Genomic DNA, 19,632 nt, shown 5'->3' with positions numbered 1-19,632 from the left:
TTACAAATGCAGTTTCAGCCCCTCGTGCGTTGCCCGGAAGCCAAGGCTTTCATAAAACCGGATGGCGTCAGGTCGCTGTTTGTCGGAGGTTAGCTGCAATACATGGGCACCCCGTTCTTTGGCCCGCTCTATCGCCCACATAAAGAAGTGCTTACCAACCCCCTGATTCCGCGCACTTTTGTGCACGCGGACAGCCTCAATCTGTGCGCGGATGCCGCCCTGATACGTCAGGTACTGGATAAAACTCAGCTGCAGTGACCCGATGCGGTCACCCGCCGGATTTTCGACAATGATCAGTTCCTGATTCGGGTCCCCGTCAATCCGGACAAAGGCGTCGTAATACACAGCCGGCAATGGTTCGGTATATTTTTCTCTTTTTTGTCCCAGCGGGTCATCGGCCAGCATCTGTACAATAAACGGGACATCATCACGGGTTGCTTTACGGAAAGTCATGTCGGGAAACGTGTCAAACTCATCAGTTATTCATGCGAAAGTAGCTTAAACTTTTCATACTACTTTGCTCTCTTAATTAATCCCAAAGTATGCACTAAGAGCCAATCCGGGTATAAGATAGTACAAGTGACGTACTGTTTTCCATCAATTAAGCAACGGATTACATAAAAGTTTAATCACCTATACTGATCCCTATTTTTTTTAGACGCGAAATTATTGCCCCCTTTTTCCTTCCGTGCGCTGTTGCAATTTCCCCAATAGCTATTCCTTCAAAATATTTCATTTTCAGCGCTCTTTCTTCTTCCTTCGTCCATGGCATGTATGCTGATTTGTGTTCTTTCCGGATATTTTCAATTGAATATGCCTTATTTGGAATAACATTATCAACTTTTAGCTCATCACTCACGTCTTTGTCTTTAGCTTTCATTATTAAACTTTTATATTCTTCATATGAAAGCTGAACATAAATCACATTACCTTCAGGATCAGTTACATATTGTACCTTATTCATGTTAATTATATTTTACATTCATTTGACAGAAACACTAAAACAAATTAATATATTTTTATATTTAATTATAATATTCTCCAAAAATTCACCTATCGAACAAGACCATATTCGCACTAAAAAAGCCCCCGTCCGGAGAACAGGGGCTTTCAGTCGTATTAACTTGTTCTGAGAGCAACCCTCAGCAAAATGTTAGTAGCTCGGATTCTGCACCAGATAACCCGGCAGGTTCGACGCACCGTCGATGGCCGTTTGCGGGATCGGGAAAATACGCTTCTGCGGGTTGGTATCGGTTTTCTCCGTCCACGTTCCTTCGTATTTGCCGAACCGGATCATGTCCGTACGACGCACCATTTCCCAATACAGCTCAAACCCGCGTTCACGGAACAACAGGTCGAGGCTCATGCTCGTCAGCGCCGGAGCCGGATTCGTACGGGCAGCCCGCACGAGGTTCACATCGGCCAGAGCGGATGCCGCATCATTGCTCTTCCGCAGTTTGGCTTCTGCCCGCATCAGGTATACGTCGGCCAGGCGGACAATCGGCAGGTCTACGTCGCCCAGGTTACGGCCCGACTGTGATTTCGGACTGAACTCATACTTCAACACGCGGTAACCGGTGCTGTAATCGCTGCCCGCCACCGTATAGTTAATGGCCTCAGTAAAGATTACCGGGGTATTCGGACGGTTTCGCGTCACGTTGTAGATTTTCCCGACTTTGTAGTTGTTGCCGCACCGGACAAACGCACCGTTCACGCGGATCAACCCGTATTGCTGCCCACGCAGAATACCGCGGTTGTACACAAAATCAGCCGCTGCCATGCAGGAGTCAGCCGGAATGTTCATGTTCTGCTTGTAAAAGCGCGGATCCGTTCCGGCAGGATCTTTCGGTGCATAGGCATTTACCCAGGTACGGTAAAAATCGGGCGTAATACCAGGACCGTCCGTTCCGTTAGCTCCTGTGAATGCCGGCAGCGGGAACTGATCACCCGACAGCGAGAAATACGCCAGACGGTTATGGCCGTTCAGCTCAGCGCGCTGATCTACCGCAAAAACCAGCTCTTTGTTATCGTGGTTATCCGCATTGAAAATACCAAAATAATCCTTTGCCAGCTGATACTGACCGGAGTTAATGATCTTATCGCTATACTCCACCACCTTATCCATATCCTCCGGTTTGAAGGTGAACGAAGCAGCATAACGGTCTCTGTATACGGCAGCGTTCAGATACAGACGTGCCAGAAGCCCCCATACCCCGCCTTTTGTCAGACGGCCTGAGCCTACAGTTGTCAGCAGGTCCGGCTCTACAGCCAGAAACTCGGTCTTAACATACTCATAGGCCTGTTCGCCGCGCAGGATTTCCGAAATGGCCTGCGGACTTTCTTTTTTGAAAACAACACCGAATAAGTCCAGCAGCAGCATGTTGTAATACGCCCGCATACCCCGTGCCTCGGCAATGTACACCTTTGCGTTAGGATCGGTGTTGGTTGGCAGGGCATTGATAGCCGTGACGGCGCGTGAGATCCCCTGCGTCAGCAGCAACCAGACACTCCGCAGGTTTGGATCGGTGCTGGTATGCGTATGCTGGTGCAGGGCAATGTAAATTCCGTTATCACCCCAGTCGGTACCACCCCGATAGGGCAGAATCGCTTCGTCTGTCGAAATTTCCTGAATGGCGAAATAGTTTGTATGATTAAACAACGTCGGTAACTGCGCATATACTGGTGCCAGATTACCGTCGGCGGCCTGCTTGTCGGTCAGGCCGGTCACCGATGACTCATCGAGTACCTGTTCCTTTAGGTCCGTACAACTGTTTAAGAAAAGCAGGCTTGCCAGAGCGAGCGAGCTGGTTAGTATTTTTTTCATGGGAAATGCTAGAATGTCAGGTTAACGCCAAATACAAATGAACGGGCTTTTGGATAGCTCAGGTAATCGATACCGTACGATGAAATACCGTTGACGGTCCGGTCGATGTTTACTTCCGGATCGTAGCCATCATACTTCGTCAGCACAAACAGGTTCTGACCCGTTGCAGACAGACGGATATTCGATACCCATTTGCCCAGTCCGATTGTGCGCGGGCTCAGGTTGTAGGCCAGCGTCAGGTTGTTGAGGCGGAAGAACGATCCGTCTTTCAGGAACCGGGTTGATACCGGTGCTGAGTTGTTGATCGATTCGTTAGGCTCACCAACTGCCGATGCCGGTCCGTTCAGGTTTTTCACCAGACGGGCTTTGTAGAAGAACGCGTTGGCGGTGTTGTCATACAGTTTGTTACCCGAAACGCCGTTGAAGTTAGCCGTCAGGTCGAAGCCTTTGAACGACGCGGTCGTATTGAAGTTAAACTGCTTCGTTGGCAGGGCGCTACCGGCCGCAATCCGGTCTTTATCGGTACCACCGATCCCGTCGCCGTCGATGTCGCGGAACTTGTTAACGCCTTTATCGTCAACGCCCAGAAACTCGCGCAGGTAGAATGTACCGATCGGCTGTCCGTTTACATACCCGTTCACCGTTGCCGATGTCAGACCAGGGCCGGAAGCCGAACCGGACGTAATTACGGTATACGGCGAGTTCTGCACCATGTTTTTGATAAACGTAATGTTACCACCTACATCCAGGCGGAAGCCGCTGTTGCTGACATAACGGTAGTTCAGATCAAGCTCAACACCCTGGTTGGTGATCGTCATGTTCGGCACGTTTGTCCAGTAGGTAGCTGCGGGCTGAATCGGATCGGCCGGGATAACTTCAAGCAGGATTTTACCGGATACCTTCCGGAAATAATCCAGTGAGCCCGTTAAGGCACCTTTGAACAATCCGAAATCAAGTCCGATGTCGGTCTGCGAAGATACTTCCCACTGAATGTCAGGGTTGGCCAGACGGGTATAGGTCGTACCAGCCGGGAATACCGATGTGTTATCAAGCGGATAGCTGTTTGCCGCACCGGTGCTCGACGTAAAGAGCGCCTGCGTAATCTTCGACGGAATTTCCTGGTTACCGGTCTGGCCCCAGCCTGCGCGCAGTTTCAGATCAGAGAACGGCCCTGATTTCAGGAATTCCTCCTCCGACAGACGCCAGCCGGCCGAGAACGACGGGAACACACCGTACTTGTTGTTGGCCCCGAACTTGCTCGATCCGTCGGCGCGAACCGTAGCCGTCAGCAGGTAGCGGTCATTGAACTGGTAGTTCAGACGACCGAAGAACGACTGTAGCTCGTTGATGGTCGCAAAACCGCTTGGCCGGTTGTTGGCCAGTGTCAGGTCCTGGCCTAAGCCCGGGTTGTTAATCGGCTCAATCGGCGAAATAGGGAACTTGTTGATGCTCCACGTCCGGCCCTGAATCACAAATTTCTGGTATGAATGACCCAGCAACGCCGTCAGATTGTGCTTGCCAAAGCCTTTTGTATAGGTAAAATAGTTTTCTACCAGAATATTCCGGTTCGTACCATAGTTGCTTTCCAGACGGCCGTCTTGCTGCGGTATCGCACTCGCCAGCGACTGGATATCGCGCACGGACGAAGCATTATCGACACCGATATTCAGCTTATACACCAGATCGTTCGTGATTTTATACGAAGGCGATACGCTCGCTACTACCCGGTTGATTGTTGTCTGGTCTTTCTGTAATTCCAGCGTAATCAGCGGGTTGGTAAATGCCTGATACCGCACCGGCACCCCATTGGCGTCGTAGGCCGGATACGTCGGGTTGGCCGACAGTGCTGCCCCGACGATACCTTCGATAGACGGACGGTTATTGACGGTCTGCGATGCCGTCATATTCACGTCGAGCGTCAGGCGGTCGTCCATAAATTTCTGCGAGGCATTGAACCGGCCGGTGTAGCGTTTCAGGTCGCTGCCTTTCAGAATACCCTGCTGGTTTTGGACGCCTACCGAGCCATAGAACGTCAGTTTATTCGCGCCGCCGCTGAACGAGACGTTGTGATCCTGGGTAACGCCGGTACGCGAGATAACCTTCTGCCAGTCGGTCGATGCCTTCTGGTCATCGAGGGTACCGCCAACGGCTGGCACCTGCTTCCGGAACTCATCGGCTGAGAACAACGAAATTGGCCGGGCCATGTTCGAGATACCGATGTTCGACGAAATGGTCAGGTTTGATGAGCCGGACTTGCCTTTTTTAGTCGAAATCAGGATAACCCCGTTGGCACCCCGCGCCCCGTAGATCGCCGTTGCCGAAGCATCCTTCAATACGTCAATCGATTCAATATCCTGCGGGTTCAGGAAGTTCAGCGGGTTGCCGGAACCACCTGTACTTGAGTTATCGAGCGGAATACCGTCTAATACGAACAGGGGCGTACTTCCCGTCCGGACACCACCAGGCCCCCGTACGGTAATGCTCTGGCGGCCACCCGGCTCACCGCTGGCCGATGTCACGTTGACCCCGGCCACGCGGCCCTGTAGTAACTGCTCCGGCGAGTTCACAATCCCGCGGTTAAAGTCTGTGCTTTTTACCGTTTTCAGAGCACCGGTCGCGTCCTTTTTCGTTGTGGTACCGTAGCCGATAACCACCACCTGGGCCAGTTCCGAGGTCGATGACTTAAGCGAAATATTCAGGGTTGTACGCGACCCGACGGCCACTTCCTGCGATTCAAAACCAATGAACCCGAACACCAGGACAGCGTTCCCGTCCGGTACGGCCAGCGAGAAATTACCGTTTGCATCGGTAGTGGCCCCTTTCGATGATCCTTTAATAACCACATTACAACCGGCCAGCGGCTCATTGGTCGAGGCATCGATTACCCGTCCCTTAATGGTAATGTCTGCCACGGAGGTTGCATTGACCGGTTCCCGGCCCGTAAACCGAACCGGCTTTTCGGCCCATGCAGGAACGCTGCTCCCCGAGAGCAACGTAAAGACCAGGCTAAAAGCAAGTTTTAGCGGTGGTGAAGTGTAAACATGTTTCATGAAAAAATAAGAATTATTAAGTGTCGCAGAGTACAAAAGAACATTTAGAATGTCCTATACTATTCTTTAAATATTTTAAAATGATTTTCATCAGTGCCGCAAGTTTGTAAGGGCGGCGCTGAGATTCCATATTGGTCCCACAATTTAACGATACCATAACAAACAGCAGCAATAAGCCATTAATTTTCAGCGCATTAGTACCCACTATTGCGTTTTGTATTAACTTATTGTTAAACCAAAAGCCGCCCACAGCAAAATTGCTGCCAGGCGGCTTACGTATACGGAGAATTATCCTGGTATCAGTCTATGACATGCCTGAATTCGTGTTCGGCCGCATAATCGCAAAGGGCCGCAAAGTTGGCTTCGAGGTTTGGCTCTTCTACATCGGGAATAAGACCTTTCAACTCCGCCATATCGAACGGATAATCATCGGCCAGCAGGTATTGGCTTAACTGTGCCCCCGCTGTCCGGTAGTAAAGTTTCTCCACCGGATTCAGATCGGTCGGAATCTGGCTGACAAATTCGTAGTTGGTCCAGCCGGCAGCCTCTAACATTCTGGGCACAGCAAACGTATTCGGCACATATTTGCTGTGGACAATGTTCAGGTCCTTAACCGGGGAATCGAGCGCCCGGACGATGACCTTAGCCGCATAATCGACCGGCACCATGTTGAGCCCGCCGTTCGGGTTCAGGGCAATCCGGACGTTCATGTTGCCATACGCCTGCTTTGACCGGTAGAAAAACGCCCCGAACAGATAGAACACCAGAAAGCGGTACACCACATGATAGGGCGCATCCATCAGGCGGCCGGCGATGATGCTTGGCCGCAGAATCTGCCAGCCGAGGCCGTATTCATCGCAAAGCTTCGGAATTTCCTCCTCAATCTGCGCCTTGAAAATTTCGTAGTAGTTGCGGTACTGCACCATATTCTGCGCTTTCCATTCGTCAGGCCGGAAGGCAAAGGCGGTGCTGATGTAGCTAACCTTATGGATATACGGCCGCAGCTTTTTAATCAGCCGCAGCGTACCGTAGTAATTCGTTTGTTTGATCTCTTCACAGGCGGCCGCACTTGTCCCCAGATTAACCGACGCAGCACAGTGAATCAGGTGATACGTTCCCTCTTCGGATTTAAAACAGGCATCCAGCGTTTCTGAGGTCGTGATGTCATAATCCTGTAACACGACATGGTCTTTACGGATGCGGTCCAGATCGATTTCCTGCATAAACGCCGGCATCAGCACCGGATTCAGTAAATCCAGAAAACGGGCGTCAATCGATTTACCTTGTTTGGGCCTCAGCAGGAGCACCAGTTTTCCCTGGTAGCCAGCGGCGTGAATTTTCCAGAGTAATTCGTACAGAATATGGGAGCCTAAGACGCCCGTAGAACCGGTAAGAATAAAAAGAGGGTTGCCTGAACGTTTCATGATCTATTGCGCTGCAAGAATTTTCCACATGGTTCCACGCTTACATCCCGGACGTTGGCCTGCGTGTTACCGTTGTGACAAAGTTTGTGCTTTGCTCATAGATTTCTTTTGACAAAAGTCAAAATCGGCAACCAGCTATTCCCTTTTTGCACGGATACGGCTCAGTGTTTCCTGCGATACACCCAGAAATGAAGCGATATGCCCCAGGGAAGCACGCTGCAGAATCTGCGGCTGTTTGCTGATCAATTCATGGTAGCGTTCCGTGGCCGTTTTAAACTGAAACGAGAGCGTCCGTTCTTCCAGCTCAATAAAATACTGTTCAGTCAGCAGACGACCGATCAGGTTAAATTCCGGATAGCTTTCCAGCAACGCATTCAGCTGGTCGAAGGTAAAGCCAATCACAGCGCTGTCTTCCAGCAGTTCAATATTTGTATAGCTTGGTTTGCCGGTAGCATATGAATACAGCGACGTCAGAACATCACCCTCAAAGGCAAACCACAGGCTTACATCTTTGCCCTCGTGGTTGTAATAGCCGCGCGCGCTGCCCTGCTCCAGCAGGTAAAAATGCTGACATACTTTTCCCTGTTCCAGCAGCAGGTGGCCTTTGGGCAGTTCCCTGCGCGTTACCATAGCCGCCAGCGCCATCTGCCCCTCCAGGCTAACCGGTGCGGCCCGTTTCAGTCGTGCAAATAGTTCGATCAAGTTGTTTCAGGTTAATGACGAAGCAAGTTACAGGTATAGCGGATAAAATGGATAAGCTGGAGGCTGGTTGCTGGATGCAGGATAAGCCAGGCGCTCCCGGTATTCAGAACCATCCAGAACCATCAGCAACCATCCAGAACCATCCAGAACCATCAGTAACTATCCAGCAACCATCCAGAACCATCAGCAACCATCAGCAACCATCCAGCATCCATCAAGAATCTCCCGAATATCAAGTATCTTTGAACTAACCGGCCGCCTAAACAGGCCGGCAATCGTCAACATAAAACCCATAGTATGAAACTCACGCTAAGCCTTCTGGCATCAGCTACGTTTTTAAGCTCATTTATGATAGTGAGTCAACCACCTGTGACCGACAATCCGTTTTTCAGTGCCTATACGACGCCGCACGGGGTCCCGCCGTTTGACAAGATCAAACCGGAGCACTTTGAACCTGCCTTTGAGGAAGGCATGAAACAGCAGTCAACCGAAATTGCGGCCATTACCCGCCAGCGGTCCATGCCGACGTTTGAAAATACCATCCTGGCCCTCGAAAACAGCGGTGATCTCCTCGACCGCGTCGGCACGGTGTTTTTCAACCTCAACAGCGCCAACACATCGGATGAACTCCAGAAAATTGCGCAGGTACTTTCGCCTAAGCTGTCGAAACACCGCGATGATATTCAGTTGAATCCGGAACTGTTTCAGCGCGTAAAGGCCGTTTATGACCAGCGCAACAAGATGAAACTGACTGGCGAGCAGAAAATGCTGCTTGACAAAACGTACAAGGGCTTTGTGCGCAGCGGAGCCGCTCTGTCGCCGGAAAAGCAGGAACGGATGCGGAAAATCAACCAGGAGCTATCGATGCTGACACTCAAATTCGGGCAGAATCTGCTGGGCGAAAACAACGCCTATACGCTGGTAATCGACAAAAAAGACGACCTGAGCGGCCTGCCTGCCTCCGTTGTCGCCGCGGCGGCCGACGAAGCAAAAAAGCGGAAACTCGACGGCAAATGGGTCTTTACCCTGCAAAACCCAAGTGTGATGCCGTTCCTGCAATATGCTGATAACCGGGCACTGCGCGAGCAAATGTTCAAGGCATACCTCGAACGCGGCAACCACAACGACGCCCGCGACAATAAGAAAATCATGGCCGACATCGTTACGCTGCGTGCCGAAAAAGCCAGCCTGCTCGGTTATCAGAACCACGCCGCCTATGTGCTTGAAGAAAGCATGGCCACTACCCCGGCCAAGGTAAGCGAACTGCTGAACCAGCTCTGGACCGCTACCGTGCCGGTGGCGAAACAGGAAGCAGCCGACCTTCAGGCCATGATGGATAAAGAAGGAAAAGGTCAGAAACTCGAAGGCTGGGACTGGCGCTACTACGCCGAAAAACTGCGCAAGGCGAAATACGACCTCGACGAACAGGAACTGCGCCCGTACTTCTCGCTCGACAATGTCCGCGAAGGTATTTTCACCCTTTGCAGCCGGTTATATGGCCTGAAGTTTGAGAAATTAACCAACCTGCCGGTCTATCAGGACGAGGTTGTCGCCTATGAAGTGAAAGAAGCCGACGGCCGCAATATCGGCATCATGTACATGGATTTCTTCCCGCGCGCCAGCAAACGCGGCGGTGCCTGGATGACCAGTTACCGCGAACAGGAAGTTGAGAAGGGGAAAAAAATCACACCGGTGGTATCCATTGTCTGCAACTTCTCGAAACCAACCGGCAACACCCCTGCCCTGCTGAACCTCGACGAAGTGCATACGTTCTTCCACGAGTTCGGCCACGCCCTGCACGGCCTGCTCTCAAATGTGACCTATGGCAGCCTGTCGGGTACGGCCGTACCGCGCGACTTCGTGGAGTTACCGTCGCAGATCATGGAGAACTGGGCGACTGAACCGGACATGCTGAAGCTGTATGCCAAACATTACCAGACCGGCGAACTGATTCCGAACGAGCTGATCGACAAAATCCAGAAGAGCAACCTGTTCAATCAGGGATTTGCGACGTCTGAATACCTGGCGGCGTCGTTGCTTGATATGGATTACCATACCCTGGCACCTGGTCAGGCACCAAACGACGTGCTGGCTTTCGAGAAGCAGTCGATGGACAAAATCGGCCTGATTCCGCAGATTCCGCCGCGCTACCGGAGCACGTATTTCCAGCACATCTTCTCAGGTGGCTATTCGGCCGGCTACTACAGCTACATCTGGTCGGCGGTATTGGATGCCGATGCATTTGAAGTGTTCAAACAGAAAGGCCTGTTCGATCCGCAATCGGCGCAGTCGTTCCGGAAGAACGTACTGGAGCGCGGCGGCACCGAAGACCCGATGGCGCTTTACCGGAAATTCCGTGGGGCTGAGCCGGATATTAAGCCGCTCCTCCGCCGCCGCGGATTGCTGAAGACGTTGTAGTTGATTCGCTCTTTCTGAAAAACGTTTCACACAAACTCTCCGAGAGTTTTAAAACTCTCGGAGAGTTTATTTTTTTCCCCTCCCCGATTCCGGCCACACACTCATTCGAAGCCGCCACTTATTCAGTCGCCTGTCCACCTGGACAGGTCCCGCCCCATTTTTGGCAAAAATACAGCCTATGCCGTTTCCTCCACCCAACGCACGCTGGCAAAAACCGGCGCTGATTCTGCTGGTTATGCTAACCATACTCATCAGCCTGTTGCTCATTTTACGCTAACTGTCATGCTTACCCGATTTACGCAAACGATCCTGATTATGTCGTTTTTATCATTCCTGTTCGGTACCAAACCCGCAGCGGCACAACCAAAGCCGGTCGTCCCGTTTGAAGACGCTACCGCCACCTGCCGCGGCTTCACACTGAAAACCGGCAGCGGCTGGGAAACAGCCATGTATTCCGACGATAACAAACTGTTCGGCCGCACACAATTTACAATCATCGCGCTGGAAACGGTTAACGATTCGACCTGGATTGTACTGGATGTTCAGGCCTTTGACGCCAAAAACAAGCAGCATCAGGGTTCCCGGCTACAGGCGATCTGCCTGCCCGACGGCATACAACCCGATCTGGCAGGGCTTCCGGTTTCCGCTTATGTCATGTATACCTACATTGATGCCCTGCTGCTTCCCCGCACGACCAGCCAGGGCTATAAGCTTCCCGCCAACCTGAAAACCGGCCAATCGCTGCCCGACGTTACGCTTGATCTGCAACGTGCCTTTCCTCCGTCGAAGGAGCGGCGCAGCGCCCTCAACCGCCCACACCGCAGCTGGGAAACCTACGTCGTCAGCGCCGCGGCCACCATCGCCGGTGACCTGATGAAAAAACAGATCGGCCTGCGGATTGTACTGACAAACCAGCAGGTGCACGAAGCCAGCACGGTAGATACCCCAGTCGGATCGTTTCCCGCCCACCGGCTGACGGCCACTATGGATGTCCGGAATCACGGCGGACTGGCGGTTGGTAATTCCACGCAGGAGATCGTTATTTTCCGGTCCGCAACCCTCCTGCCCAACGTCCGGTCGGAGGTTTATCTGAACGGCAAACTGAGCTCCTACGAAGTCCTGAACCGGATTTTCTGATCTTATTTTACCCGTACCGGCTTTTCGGCACCGGCCTTCATGACGGCCGGCAACCGGAATACCTCACCGGCTTTATTGCAGAAATAGAGATACGACGCCGACGGTTTGCGGGCATTACCATCGGCCCAGAACGCATAAAAATCCGGATGTACCGCCACGGGCCGGCGCGGGTAACCCTGATTCCGCGCTGTATCGTGGGTCATGGTTTTGGTCGTTTTCCAGCTTTTGCCGCCATCCCGGCTTTCGAGCAGTAGCAGATCACCGCCCGTGCCGTAGGGTTGCGGCCCCGCCCCGATGGTGCCGATAATCCGCCAGGTGTTGCCCTCGACATAGAGCGAGCCCATGTCGTAGTTGTGGTCAGACGTAGTAACCGGCAGAATCTCCCATGCCTTACCGGTCCAGTGAGCCAGATGCCAGGTATGCGGCCCGCTCTGCGGTCCCGGCTCCGGCCCTTTGCTGGTGATGTAGAGAATCATCGGCCGGTTAGCCGCATCAAAATTAACATCGCTGATATAGGCGTTCATGCCCAGCGACTTATACTCCTGTACCAATGCCGGATTAGCGATATCGGCGAGTGGCAGCGAAACAGCTTTACCGTCGGCCGTGTGCCAGGATTTCCCCATATCGTCAGTTTCGACATAATAGACGTTTGTGCGGTAATCGAGACCCGCCCCGACTTTTGTATTCGGGTGGTAGTTGAAGGCACTGCCAATCTTATTTCCTTTCTGGCCGCTGCTCTGGTAATGGCCCTCTTCAATGGTACCGATGTCGTGCCATGCCGACCATGTCACCCCGTCCGGGCTTGTGATGAAGGCGGTGGTCCGGCGGGGTTTATTAGCGCCGTACAGCAGCATGCCCCGGTCATAATGGGTCATCAGCCCCAGAAAGCCCTTGCCGCGTTGCTGGTAGACCTGTAGGTAGGAGAAATTGTTGAACGGAACGGTTTTGCCGTCCTTGTCGAGCCGCGTGGCATCAATCCGGTCAAAGGCGTCAATCTGATAGGGCGCGCGGCTTTTATGGATAAACGACGGCCGCTCGGTACCGTGTGAGGTCGAAAAAATCCAGATGTAGCCCTGATCGTCCAGTTGAATAACCGGATTGTCGTGTGCATCGTCGGTCTGTTTGTCGAGTAGCAAGGTCGGGCGGGAAACCATGCCGGTTTTGTGGTCAAATACCCCGACCATATGGCACAGTGCCCTTGAAGTTGAATCGGTGACGCCGCCGTAGCAGAAAAAGGTCTTGTTTACGGCCGGAGCATACACCGAAAACGGATAATGGTTAGCCGGATAGGTGCCCAGGCCACCGCTGTATTTGTAGGCATATTCATTTTTGGTGGGGCCGATAAAATACCAGATTCCCCGATAGCCTTCAGCAGGCTTGCCGACAGGCTGACCGGAAACGGTTGTAGCTAATACACTAAAAATCAGAAACAGGAGACGTTGAAACACAGGCAGCAGGGTTAGTTGATCTACTGCCAATAAAGAAGCGATCGGGGGCCGGATACTGTGTCCGGGGCCCAATCCCTGTACATTTTTACAGAAAATGGTTACTCCTGCTTCAATACCCGCAGCGTTTCGGCCTGCCGCCCGTTACTGATACGCAGCAGGTACATGCCCGACGGTTGCCGTTGGATATCCATACCCGTGCGCTGATCGGCTTCCGTTACATCCAGCTGTTTTTCGGCAATCGGTTTGCCGCTGAGATCAGTAAGCTGCAACCGGATACGCTGCCCCTGCGCCCCTTCGATGCCCACCACCACGGCCGGCCCCACCGGATTCGGATACAGGCGTGCAGTAAAAGGCCGGGCGGTTTCCGGCGTGGCCGTACGCGCCTGTCCGCAGGCCGCCTGAAGGTTGAACAGGAAAGTGGTTTCGCGGCCGCCTTGCCGCGCATAGAGCGTAATCGGTTTCGGATCGGCCCGCAGACCCGCCTCTACATATTGCATCGGATTCAGGGTCCAGGGCGTTATGCCGATGGCAAAGAACTCAACCGGAGACCCGTTACCGCCTGATGTCTGAAAGACCAGCGAACCGGTTGAACAGTTGTAGACCGGGGCCGTAAGCCGCAACGGTTCCATCGGGATTGTCTGCTGAACCGTCAGCGTAAACTGCCCTGAGGCGGCCAATCCCCACGGGTCTGTTGCCTGAATCGTGATCGGGAAATCACCCAACTGGGTTGTTGAACCGCTGATGATGTTCCCCGACAGCGAAAGGCCCGGCGGGAGTCCGAACGAAGAATACACCAGCAGCTCGCCTTCAGGATCCGCAAACGCGCTGCTTAGAATGGTCATCGAATAGGGCTGGCCGGACAGCAGCGATACATTGGCAAACGGGCCGACAAAGGCAGGCGGCTGGTTTGTGCCGTTGCAGGCTCCCTGAAGATTGAACATGTAATTGACCAGCACATTGTTTTGGCGTGCCCACAACATCATGGGTTTCGGATCGGCCCGCAGGCCGGCTTCTATAAATTGATTCGGGTTGGTTGTCCAGCCGGTAACGCCAACCGCCTGGTACTCGACCGGTGTTCCGTTACCGCCCGTCGTTTTAAACTGGATGGCACCGGTCTGGCAGTTATACACCGGCGCTACCATCCGGAACGCTTCAGGCACGTCGGGGATCAGGTGGATGATTTTATACAGCATCCCGCTGCTGCCCCCACTACCCCGGCTCAGGCTATACAAAACGCCGTCGGTTCCGAGTGTAAGGCCCAGGCCACCCGCCGGCATACCCGTCGCGAAGGCCGAACGTACCGCCGCCCCCGCCGAAAGGTCGATGTAATTGACCCAGTTGTTGCACAAGTCCTGATAAAAGTATTTCCCCGTCATCGTTGCCGGATAGGTGCCGTTGTCCGGATCGTAGAAGGCCCCGCCGGTGATGGCACACCCCTTTCCGTCGCCGCTGCCGTGCGGATAGGCAAAGACCGGGTTCGCCAGGCCGGAGGTACTGGTCGAGCCCTCGGCCAGCGGCCAGCCAAAATTCTGCCCGCCGGTCGTTGCATCGTTGATCTCCTCCCAGCTATCCTGTCCTACATCGTTGACCAACAGGCGGCCACTCCCCGGCTGAAACGTAAGGGTATACGGGTTCCGTAAGCCATAAGCCCAGATGCGCCGCCGGGCATCGCTGCCGGTCGCGAACGGATTATCGGCCGGAATGGAGCCATCGGCATTGAGCCGCAGTACTTTTCCGAGATGGTTTGTAAGGCTCTGGGCATTCGGCGCATTGGCGTTTTCGCCCACCCCGATGTATAACTTTCCGTCGGGGCCGAAGGCCATAGCTCCCCCGTTGTGGTTAGTTGCGCTGCTTAGCGGATCAAGGTCGAGAAGCACCGTTTCGCTCCCGGCCACCGCTACATCGCCCGCAGCCGTGAAGCGGCTGACACGGTTGTGGGGAGCCATCCCGTTAGCCGCCGGAACGGTGTAGTAGAGATAGACATACCCGTTGACCGGAAAAGCCGGATCGACGGCCAGGCCGATCAGTCCCCGTTCGCCGCTGGCATCTACCGACAAACTTACAAACGGGGTTGGCAGCAGTGTACTGTTTTTCACGATGCGCAGGGTACCGCCCTGCTCCGCGATCCAGATGCGGCCGTCGGCGGTAGTGGCCATGGTCGTCGGATTGCGCAGACCGGCCGTTACAGTAACAAGGCTAAAGCTTTGCGGCAACGACTGCCCGTTGGCAGCCAGGATACAGGTAAGGAGAATGATGCCGGTGATGTGGCATATGGCAAGTGTGCGGCGCCCAATAGCCGCCGGTGCCCTGAGGATGCTGAAGATGTTCATGGCAGTAGACTTTTTTCATATTCGTTAATAAAAAGCGAAGCAGACAGGCAGGCCAGCTGCTTCCCCAGAAGAAAGTCTAACTATCCCACCTATTTAGTCGATCAAATTCATAAAACAGTACATTTGTTTACTTTTTCTTTATAATGGTTTATTCGAAAAGGAGAAAGTGGGTTATTTCCTGTACATCACCACCGCACACATGGCATGGGGCACAGGTGCGGACCTCCAGTCAAGTGCAGCAAAGCGGACATTGTTCCATATTCACTTTGCAATATTTCGGCCTTGCCGGATTTTTAGTTCAGCCCTGATCTTTCTCAGAGAATACCGGCTAAATATTAAGGCAATACCAAAACCACCCATGGAAAGCCCGTATCGCCCGGTCAATTCCTCAACTGAATACACCTTTTCTGAAACAAGGAGGTAAATACCATATCCAATCATGGCTGCAATGAAAAAAGCAGCCACATACATAACAGCACTCATGAGTGCTTCCCGACTTTTAAGCTCTTTTATACTTACTTCAGACAAGGGTTTCGCGGGCATTTTTATAAGAAAATAAAATTGAAAGGGATGCTAATGGCCAGGTCTTGAGTGAAAGTACCCTCTTGCCAGGTAGCTTAAAAAAATAAAAACAAACCGTCTTATAAACGTTGGTCACGATTGGTTACCGCATACTGCGGCTACGGAGCTCAGCCTTAATGGCGTTGAAGTTGTCGTCGTTTTTCTTCCCGCCACTCCCCAGAAAACCGAATAATAGCACAAGCAGCCCTATTTTAATTAGCGAAGCATGAAACAGAACGGCCCAGAGGATTATACCGATAAAGCCTCCGATCACGAAAGCCCAGATGATCCGCTGCTTTTTAACTTTGGCTTCTGCGGCCAGTAACTCGTCTATGGTTAGTTTTGAATAATCGGTAGCTGCAGCCATGGTTGGTTTGGGATATGAACAGATCAATACCAGACTAAAATACACAAAAGAATAATCCGTTTTTAATACCGGTCAAAAACACGGCAGATAGTCTCTTGTTGATCTCTACGGATGGGTTAGTGTTTTCAGGAAACCGCTCTTGCTGCCAGCTTCGTTGTGTTAATCAAGGGCGCTTCAGAAACCGTGTGTAGACCGGTTAAAACCAGCATTGGTTAATTAACTTACTCATGGTCACGCATGAACTGTCATTGATGAGGTATTTGGTCGATTGGTCTGAAAACCGTCCTTTGGGTGCGGCAGTATGTCAGTGGGAAGTTGGGTTTGTTTTTCTCAGACGTTCTTTTTCATAATTCCATTTGATAATGTCAGGTAGTTGAGCCCAAACGTGATCCGGAATACCAGCTTCAGCTTTATCAAAAATCATCTTACATTTCTGCCAGATTTTTACGTATTCCCAATACACCAAAAAGAAATCGCCTTCGTGAATAAATTCCATCCAGCCATCGGCAACCAAGTTATCATGTTCATCAAAAACCAAAATACCGGAGTAATTTTCTAAGTCGCCATCCAGGTAACTACTGTTATGCCCTTCAATACAACTGTCAGACCAGTCAAATTTTAACGTTGAACCTGCCCTTCCATAGCTGGCTAAATCAGCTATTAATTGCGTCTCAACTAATGCCCTGAGTTGCGGACCCATTAGAGCAGAAAAGCCAAAATCGGTATAATTAGGTTTGCCTGTCTGCATATGAGCTTGTCGTATGTCGCCTACGCTTAAAACTACCCCTGTCATGATTGAGGCTTTTCTGATGTCGACTACAGCTGACTAACGAAACCAAAGTTTACATATTGGGATAGGCAGCCTGTCGACCACAAGCTGGACCTTAAATCAATCACTATTGGATCACCCAAGGACGATAAGTATGTATGGCGACATAAATTGTTTTAACGCACATAGATTGGTGGACTATCGGCAGCGATACAGCACATAGTAATCTAAAACTCTGACTGACAAGGCAACTCAATAGGCGTCAGTAGCCATGAAAGACCATCTTCCCGTTGTTTTACGTGCCAAATAGTGAATCCGGCTGTAAATTCTGAAGTCCTTGCTCCTGTAAGCATAAACGGCGGGACCCACATTAACTCTATTTCCCCATCGCCATTCCAACCCGATTCCGAAAACTTTGCTTTAGCTATGGCTATGTACTCATCAGCATTGTCAAGACACTCCCTCGGGTCAATGGTGAAATTAAGGTTGTCAATCCACTCATACATAACTACGTTAAAAGAATGTAATCTGTCAGATGAGTAGTTGATTATTTGCCTTTTGTCTCTTTGCCAATTCACATGAAAAAAAAGTCAATATTATCAAGCCTGAATAGTACAGGCATTTGCATTGTCGCACGAAAGCCAAAATTGGAAGCTCAAACTAACTGCTGCTCTGCGGGGCATGCGGCCTGTCGCCGAAGAGCTATCTACCAAACCTTAACCCAGTTGCTGCTTAAGTCCATTCAGATTTGAACCTGTAAGTGTCTCCAGTCACTTGTTCAAGCTCTTCAATTAGTTTAGGGCAATCTTCATAGATGTCCCCACCGCTAATTTCGACTGCGTTATTTCCGTATAAAGACATAGTATGTGTGACAAAAATCTCGTATAGCTCGGGATCATCCTTCTCTGGATCAGGGATCTTACCATATCCGGCAAATTCTCCCATCTCCTTTACTGTGACGTAGTTGAAAAAATTAACGGAAGATGGATAGTAAACTAGTTCGTCACCCCAGCCGTCATTCTCCTGCCAGCCTTTGTCCTTATCAAGAAAGCCAATTTCATGAAGATGATTAACTATAGCTTCAGTTTTGTCGTCCTGAATCGACTCATCAGCAAAAACCATGTTACGAACCATTGTCATACTGGTGAAGCAGAATGTTTTGTGATAAAAAGATAATAGTGATTAGATAATCGAGGCGTTCATAACACTATGTCTCTGAAAAACCATAGCATCAACCTTTACACCCTCGTCATGTTAGCCTACCAAACTTCTTTCTGCGCGAGCCGCCAGTCAAAGCCCTTAATGAAAATAAAACGACAATACCCAACTGCTTTAGCGCCGGAAGGCACCCCAAGTCAGGGGGCTAACCGGCTCCGAATGGCTGAAAAGAGTACCTCGTTATAGCGTATTTCGGTCAGCAGGTTAATCTTCCACAACACCCAACGCTTACGCCAGCCGGTGGCTGTTTGACGTTGAGCTTCGTGCATGGCCTCCACCTGCTTTCGTATCTGATGGTAAACACCCGGATGTCCTGGTTGAAAAAAACGGCCGGGTAGCCAGGTATCGCCGGGTCGGCTCTTTTTCCGGTTAAAACGCCTGTCTGTTTTCATGGTATGTTTACTTATTGATATCACTAACCTCTAAGTAATCAACGGCAGAGGCGTTTTTTGCCATGCAAAGCCTCGCAATGGAAGCTTTTACTGACCAATTTGAGCAGCGCGCCTTGTCGCACGAATTAAGCTAACTGCAAGGCTGCAACGGGGAAGGTATCTTGCTGCAAAGCTCCTGTTGCATCAAACCACTGGCATTTAACCTGCTCTTTATCTTCCACAAGCGTAACCAGTATAGAACCGGAACCGTATTTTTTTCCGTAGCCTGTGACGGTCATCTGAGGACTGCCTGATTTAAGTTTGACTACACTACCAATTGAGATTTGTTCCATTGTGTTATTATTTACCGGGCCCGAAGCCCGAAACTGATATTTTGGGGCGGTTGGCGTCTTGTCTGAACGTTGACGTGTCAATAAAAACCTGACTTTCGCGGGGCTCGATTTGTCAACCCTAACCTGTCTGGTTGTCTGGCGCACCCAACACCCGCAGGTGTTGATAGCGAGCGAGTCACTCAACTAAGCACAAGCCGCTTGTACCTTTACACCCCTGTTTGGTTAGGCTGCCATGCCTACTTTGGGACGTGCTCCCTGTCACACGAGGCCTGAAATTACAGCTTTTCAAACTTCTCCTCAATATTCCACAACACTTCCGAGTCGTCGCCAGCGCCATTTTCAACAAGCCAATTTCTCAGTAGCTCAAAGTCAATTTCGTTTTCAACGCAGAACTGTTGAGTGAAACTAAAATTCGCGTCTGTTTCTTGGTCAAGGTTCTTATCCAAGAAGTCAAAAAGCTGCTCAAACAAATCCACCGACATAGGTAAGGACTGCTGAAACGAATCTAACTCTTGTTGCCTAAATTGATTTTTAAGAGCTTTCTTTTTGTCTTGATTTTCCATCTTAATGGTTGGTTTTTCTTTTCATAATGTCCCCGCTGTCGCCGGAAAGTTGAAAAAGGAAGTTTAGATTTTCGAAACGGGAACGTTTACGTTGTCA

Annotated in this window: 18 protein-coding genes; 3 read left to right on the top strand and 15 right to left on the bottom strand. The window is 51.2% G+C overall.

What is annotated here, in order from left to right:
• From AC23NW_RS31945 to AC23NW_RS31920, 6 genes are all read right to left on the bottom strand, one after another.
• Nucleotides 1–453, bottom strand: a complete 453-nt coding sequence (locus AC23NW_RS31945) for an N-acetyltransferase family protein (RefSeq protein ID WP_487454659.1) — start codon at nucleotides 451–453, stop codon at nucleotides 1–3.
• A 172-nt stretch (nucleotides 454–625) separates the two neighbouring features.
• Nucleotides 626–964 carry a hypothetical protein gene (locus AC23NW_RS31940; protein ID WP_487454658.1) on the bottom strand — a complete coding sequence of 113 codons (339 nt, stop codon included), beginning with the start codon at nucleotides 962–964 and terminating at the stop codon, nucleotides 626–628.
• 189 nt (nucleotides 965–1,153) lie between these two features.
• On the bottom strand, nucleotides 1,154–2,824 hold the full coding sequence (locus tag AC23NW_RS31935; RefSeq protein WP_487454657.1) for a RagB/SusD family nutrient uptake outer membrane protein: 1,671 nt from the start codon (nucleotides 2,822–2,824) through the stop codon (nucleotides 1,154–1,156).
• Between the two features lie 8 nt (nucleotides 2,825–2,832).
• Nucleotides 2,833–5,874 (bottom strand): SusC/RagA family TonB-linked outer membrane protein, encoded by a 3,042-nt coding sequence (locus AC23NW_RS31930; RefSeq protein WP_487454656.1) that lies wholly within the window; start codon nucleotides 5,872–5,874, stop codon nucleotides 2,833–2,835.
• A gap of 299 nt (nucleotides 5,875–6,173) precedes the next feature.
• Nucleotides 6,174–7,298 carry an SDR family oxidoreductase gene (locus tag AC23NW_RS31925; RefSeq protein WP_487454654.1) on the bottom strand — a complete coding sequence of 375 codons (1,125 nt, stop codon included), beginning with the start codon at nucleotides 7,296–7,298 and terminating at the stop codon, nucleotides 6,174–6,176.
• A gap of 135 nt (nucleotides 7,299–7,433) precedes the next feature.
• Nucleotides 7,434–8,000 (bottom strand): Crp/Fnr family transcriptional regulator, encoded by a 567-nt coding sequence (locus AC23NW_RS31920; RefSeq protein ID WP_487454653.1) that lies wholly within the window; start codon nucleotides 7,998–8,000, stop codon nucleotides 7,434–7,436.
• A gap of 14 nt (nucleotides 8,001–8,014) precedes the next feature.
• Here AC23NW_RS31920 and AC23NW_RS31915 point away from each other — a divergent pair, with 14 nt between their 5' ends.
• The 3 genes from AC23NW_RS31915 to AC23NW_RS31905 all read left to right on the top strand — a co-directional run bounded on the left by AC23NW_RS31915 (nucleotide 8,015) and on the right by AC23NW_RS31905 (nucleotide 11,555).
• A complete protein-coding gene (locus AC23NW_RS31915; RefSeq protein ID WP_487454652.1) occupies nucleotides 8,015–8,251 on the top strand; it encodes a hypothetical protein in 237 nt (78 codons plus the stop codon).
• A gap of 46 nt (nucleotides 8,252–8,297) precedes the next feature.
• Nucleotides 8,298–10,418 (top strand): M3 family metallopeptidase, encoded by a 2,121-nt coding sequence (locus AC23NW_RS31910; protein ID WP_487454651.1) that lies wholly within the window; start codon nucleotides 8,298–8,300, stop codon nucleotides 10,416–10,418.
• A 282-nt stretch (nucleotides 10,419–10,700) separates the two neighbouring features.
• On the top strand, nucleotides 10,701–11,555 hold the full coding sequence (locus AC23NW_RS31905) for a hypothetical protein (RefSeq protein ID WP_487454650.1): 855 nt from the start codon (nucleotides 10,701–10,703) through the stop codon (nucleotides 11,553–11,555).
• Nucleotides 11,556–11,557: 2 nt separating this feature from the next.
• On the opposite strand, the gene AC23NW_RS31900 is transcribed toward AC23NW_RS31905, so the two are convergent.
• The 9 genes from AC23NW_RS31900 to AC23NW_RS31860 all read right to left on the bottom strand — a co-directional run bounded on the left by AC23NW_RS31900 (nucleotide 11,558) and on the right by AC23NW_RS31860 (nucleotide 19,535).
• Complete coding sequence (locus AC23NW_RS31900) at nucleotides 11,558–13,003, bottom strand: BNR-4 repeat-containing protein (RefSeq protein WP_487454649.1); 1,446 nt, start codon at nucleotides 13,001–13,003, stop codon at nucleotides 11,558–11,560.
• Nucleotides 13,004–13,101: 98 nt separating this feature from the next.
• Entirely contained in the window at nucleotides 13,102–15,333 is a 2,232-nt protein-coding gene (locus AC23NW_RS31895; protein ID WP_487454648.1) for a PQQ-dependent sugar dehydrogenase, read from the bottom strand.
• A gap of 261 nt (nucleotides 15,334–15,594) precedes the next feature.
• A complete protein-coding gene (locus tag AC23NW_RS31890; protein WP_487454647.1) occupies nucleotides 15,595–15,876 on the bottom strand; it encodes a hypothetical protein in 282 nt (93 codons plus the stop codon).
• Between the two features lie 121 nt (nucleotides 15,877–15,997).
• A complete protein-coding gene (locus AC23NW_RS31885) occupies nucleotides 15,998–16,261 on the bottom strand; it encodes a hypothetical protein (RefSeq protein WP_487454646.1) in 264 nt (87 codons plus the stop codon).
• Between the two features lie 304 nt (nucleotides 16,262–16,565).
• Nucleotides 16,566–17,054: a hypothetical protein gene (locus AC23NW_RS31880; protein ID WP_487454645.1), complete on the bottom strand. Its 489-nt coding sequence runs from the start codon at nucleotides 17,052–17,054 to the stop codon at nucleotides 16,566–16,568.
• Nucleotides 17,055–17,762: 708 nt separating this feature from the next.
• Nucleotides 17,763–18,164 carry a hypothetical protein gene (locus AC23NW_RS31875; RefSeq protein WP_487454644.1) on the bottom strand — a complete coding sequence of 134 codons (402 nt, stop codon included), beginning with the start codon at nucleotides 18,162–18,164 and terminating at the stop codon, nucleotides 17,763–17,765.
• A gap of 221 nt (nucleotides 18,165–18,385) precedes the next feature.
• A complete protein-coding gene (locus AC23NW_RS31870; protein ID WP_487454643.1) occupies nucleotides 18,386–18,640 on the bottom strand; it encodes a hypothetical protein in 255 nt (84 codons plus the stop codon).
• A 125-nt stretch (nucleotides 18,641–18,765) separates the two neighbouring features.
• Entirely contained in the window at nucleotides 18,766–18,972 is a 207-nt protein-coding gene (locus AC23NW_RS31865) for a YodC family protein (protein ID WP_487454642.1), read from the bottom strand.
• 275 nt (nucleotides 18,973–19,247) lie between these two features.
• Entirely contained in the window at nucleotides 19,248–19,535 is a 288-nt protein-coding gene (locus tag AC23NW_RS31860) for a DUF2695 domain-containing protein (RefSeq protein ID WP_487454640.1), read from the bottom strand.
• Between the last annotated feature and the right edge of the window lie 97 nt (nucleotides 19,536–19,632).

This window comes from Arsenicibacter sp. R0_47, from assembly GCF_057652235.1.
This window is presented reverse-complemented; position numbering and strand designations above follow the sequence as displayed.

Bases quoted from the DNA above. Each gene is read 5' to 3' on its own strand.
- AC23NW_RS31915 (WP_487454652.1), top strand. From the start codon at position 8,015: ATGACGAAGCAAGTTACAGGTATAGCGGATAAAATGGATAAGCTGGAG.
- AC23NW_RS31910 (WP_487454651.1), top strand. From the start codon at position 8,298: ATGAAACTCACGCTAAGCCTTCTGGCATCAGCTACGTTTTTAAGCTCA.
- AC23NW_RS31940 (WP_487454658.1), bottom strand. From the start codon at position 964: ATGAATAAGGTACAATATGTAACTGATCCTGAAGGTAATGTGATTTAT.
- AC23NW_RS31895 (WP_487454648.1), bottom strand. From the start codon at position 15,333: ATGAACATCTTCAGCATCCTCAGGGCACCGGCGGCTATTGGGCGCCGC.
- AC23NW_RS31930 (WP_487454656.1), bottom strand. From the start codon at position 5,874: ATGAAACATGTTTACACTTCACCACCGCTAAAACTTGCTTTTAGCCTG.
- AC23NW_RS31935 (WP_487454657.1), bottom strand. From the start codon at position 2,824: ATGAAAAAAATACTAACCAGCTCGCTCGCTCTGGCAAGCCTGCTTTTC.
- AC23NW_RS31925 (WP_487454654.1), bottom strand. From the start codon at position 7,298: ATGAAACGTTCAGGCAACCCTCTTTTTATTCTTACCGGTTCTACGGGC.
- AC23NW_RS31885 (WP_487454646.1), bottom strand. From the start codon at position 16,261: ATGGCTGCAGCTACCGATTATTCAAAACTAACCATAGACGAGTTACTG.
- AC23NW_RS31905 (WP_487454650.1), top strand. From the start codon at position 10,701: ATGCTTACCCGATTTACGCAAACGATCCTGATTATGTCGTTTTTATCA.
- AC23NW_RS31860 (WP_487454640.1), bottom strand. From the start codon at position 19,535: ATGGAAAATCAAGACAAAAAGAAAGCTCTTAAAAATCAATTTAGGCAA.
- AC23NW_RS31870 (WP_487454643.1), bottom strand. From the start codon at position 18,640: ATGAAAACAGACAGGCGTTTTAACCGGAAAAAGAGCCGACCCGGCGAT.
- AC23NW_RS31865 (WP_487454642.1), bottom strand. From the start codon at position 18,972: ATGGAACAAATCTCAATTGGTAGTGTAGTCAAACTTAAATCAGGCAGT.
- AC23NW_RS31880 (WP_487454645.1), bottom strand. From the start codon at position 17,054: ATGACAGGGGTAGTTTTAAGCGTAGGCGACATACGACAAGCTCATATG.
- AC23NW_RS31945 (WP_487454659.1), bottom strand. From the start codon at position 453: ATGACTTTCCGTAAAGCAACCCGTGATGATGTCCCGTTTATTGTACAG.
- AC23NW_RS31875 (WP_487454644.1), bottom strand. From the start codon at position 18,164: ATGGTTCGTAACATGGTTTTTGCTGATGAGTCGATTCAGGACGACAAA.
- AC23NW_RS31890 (WP_487454647.1), bottom strand. From the start codon at position 15,876: ATGCCCGCGAAACCCTTGTCTGAAGTAAGTATAAAAGAGCTTAAAAGT.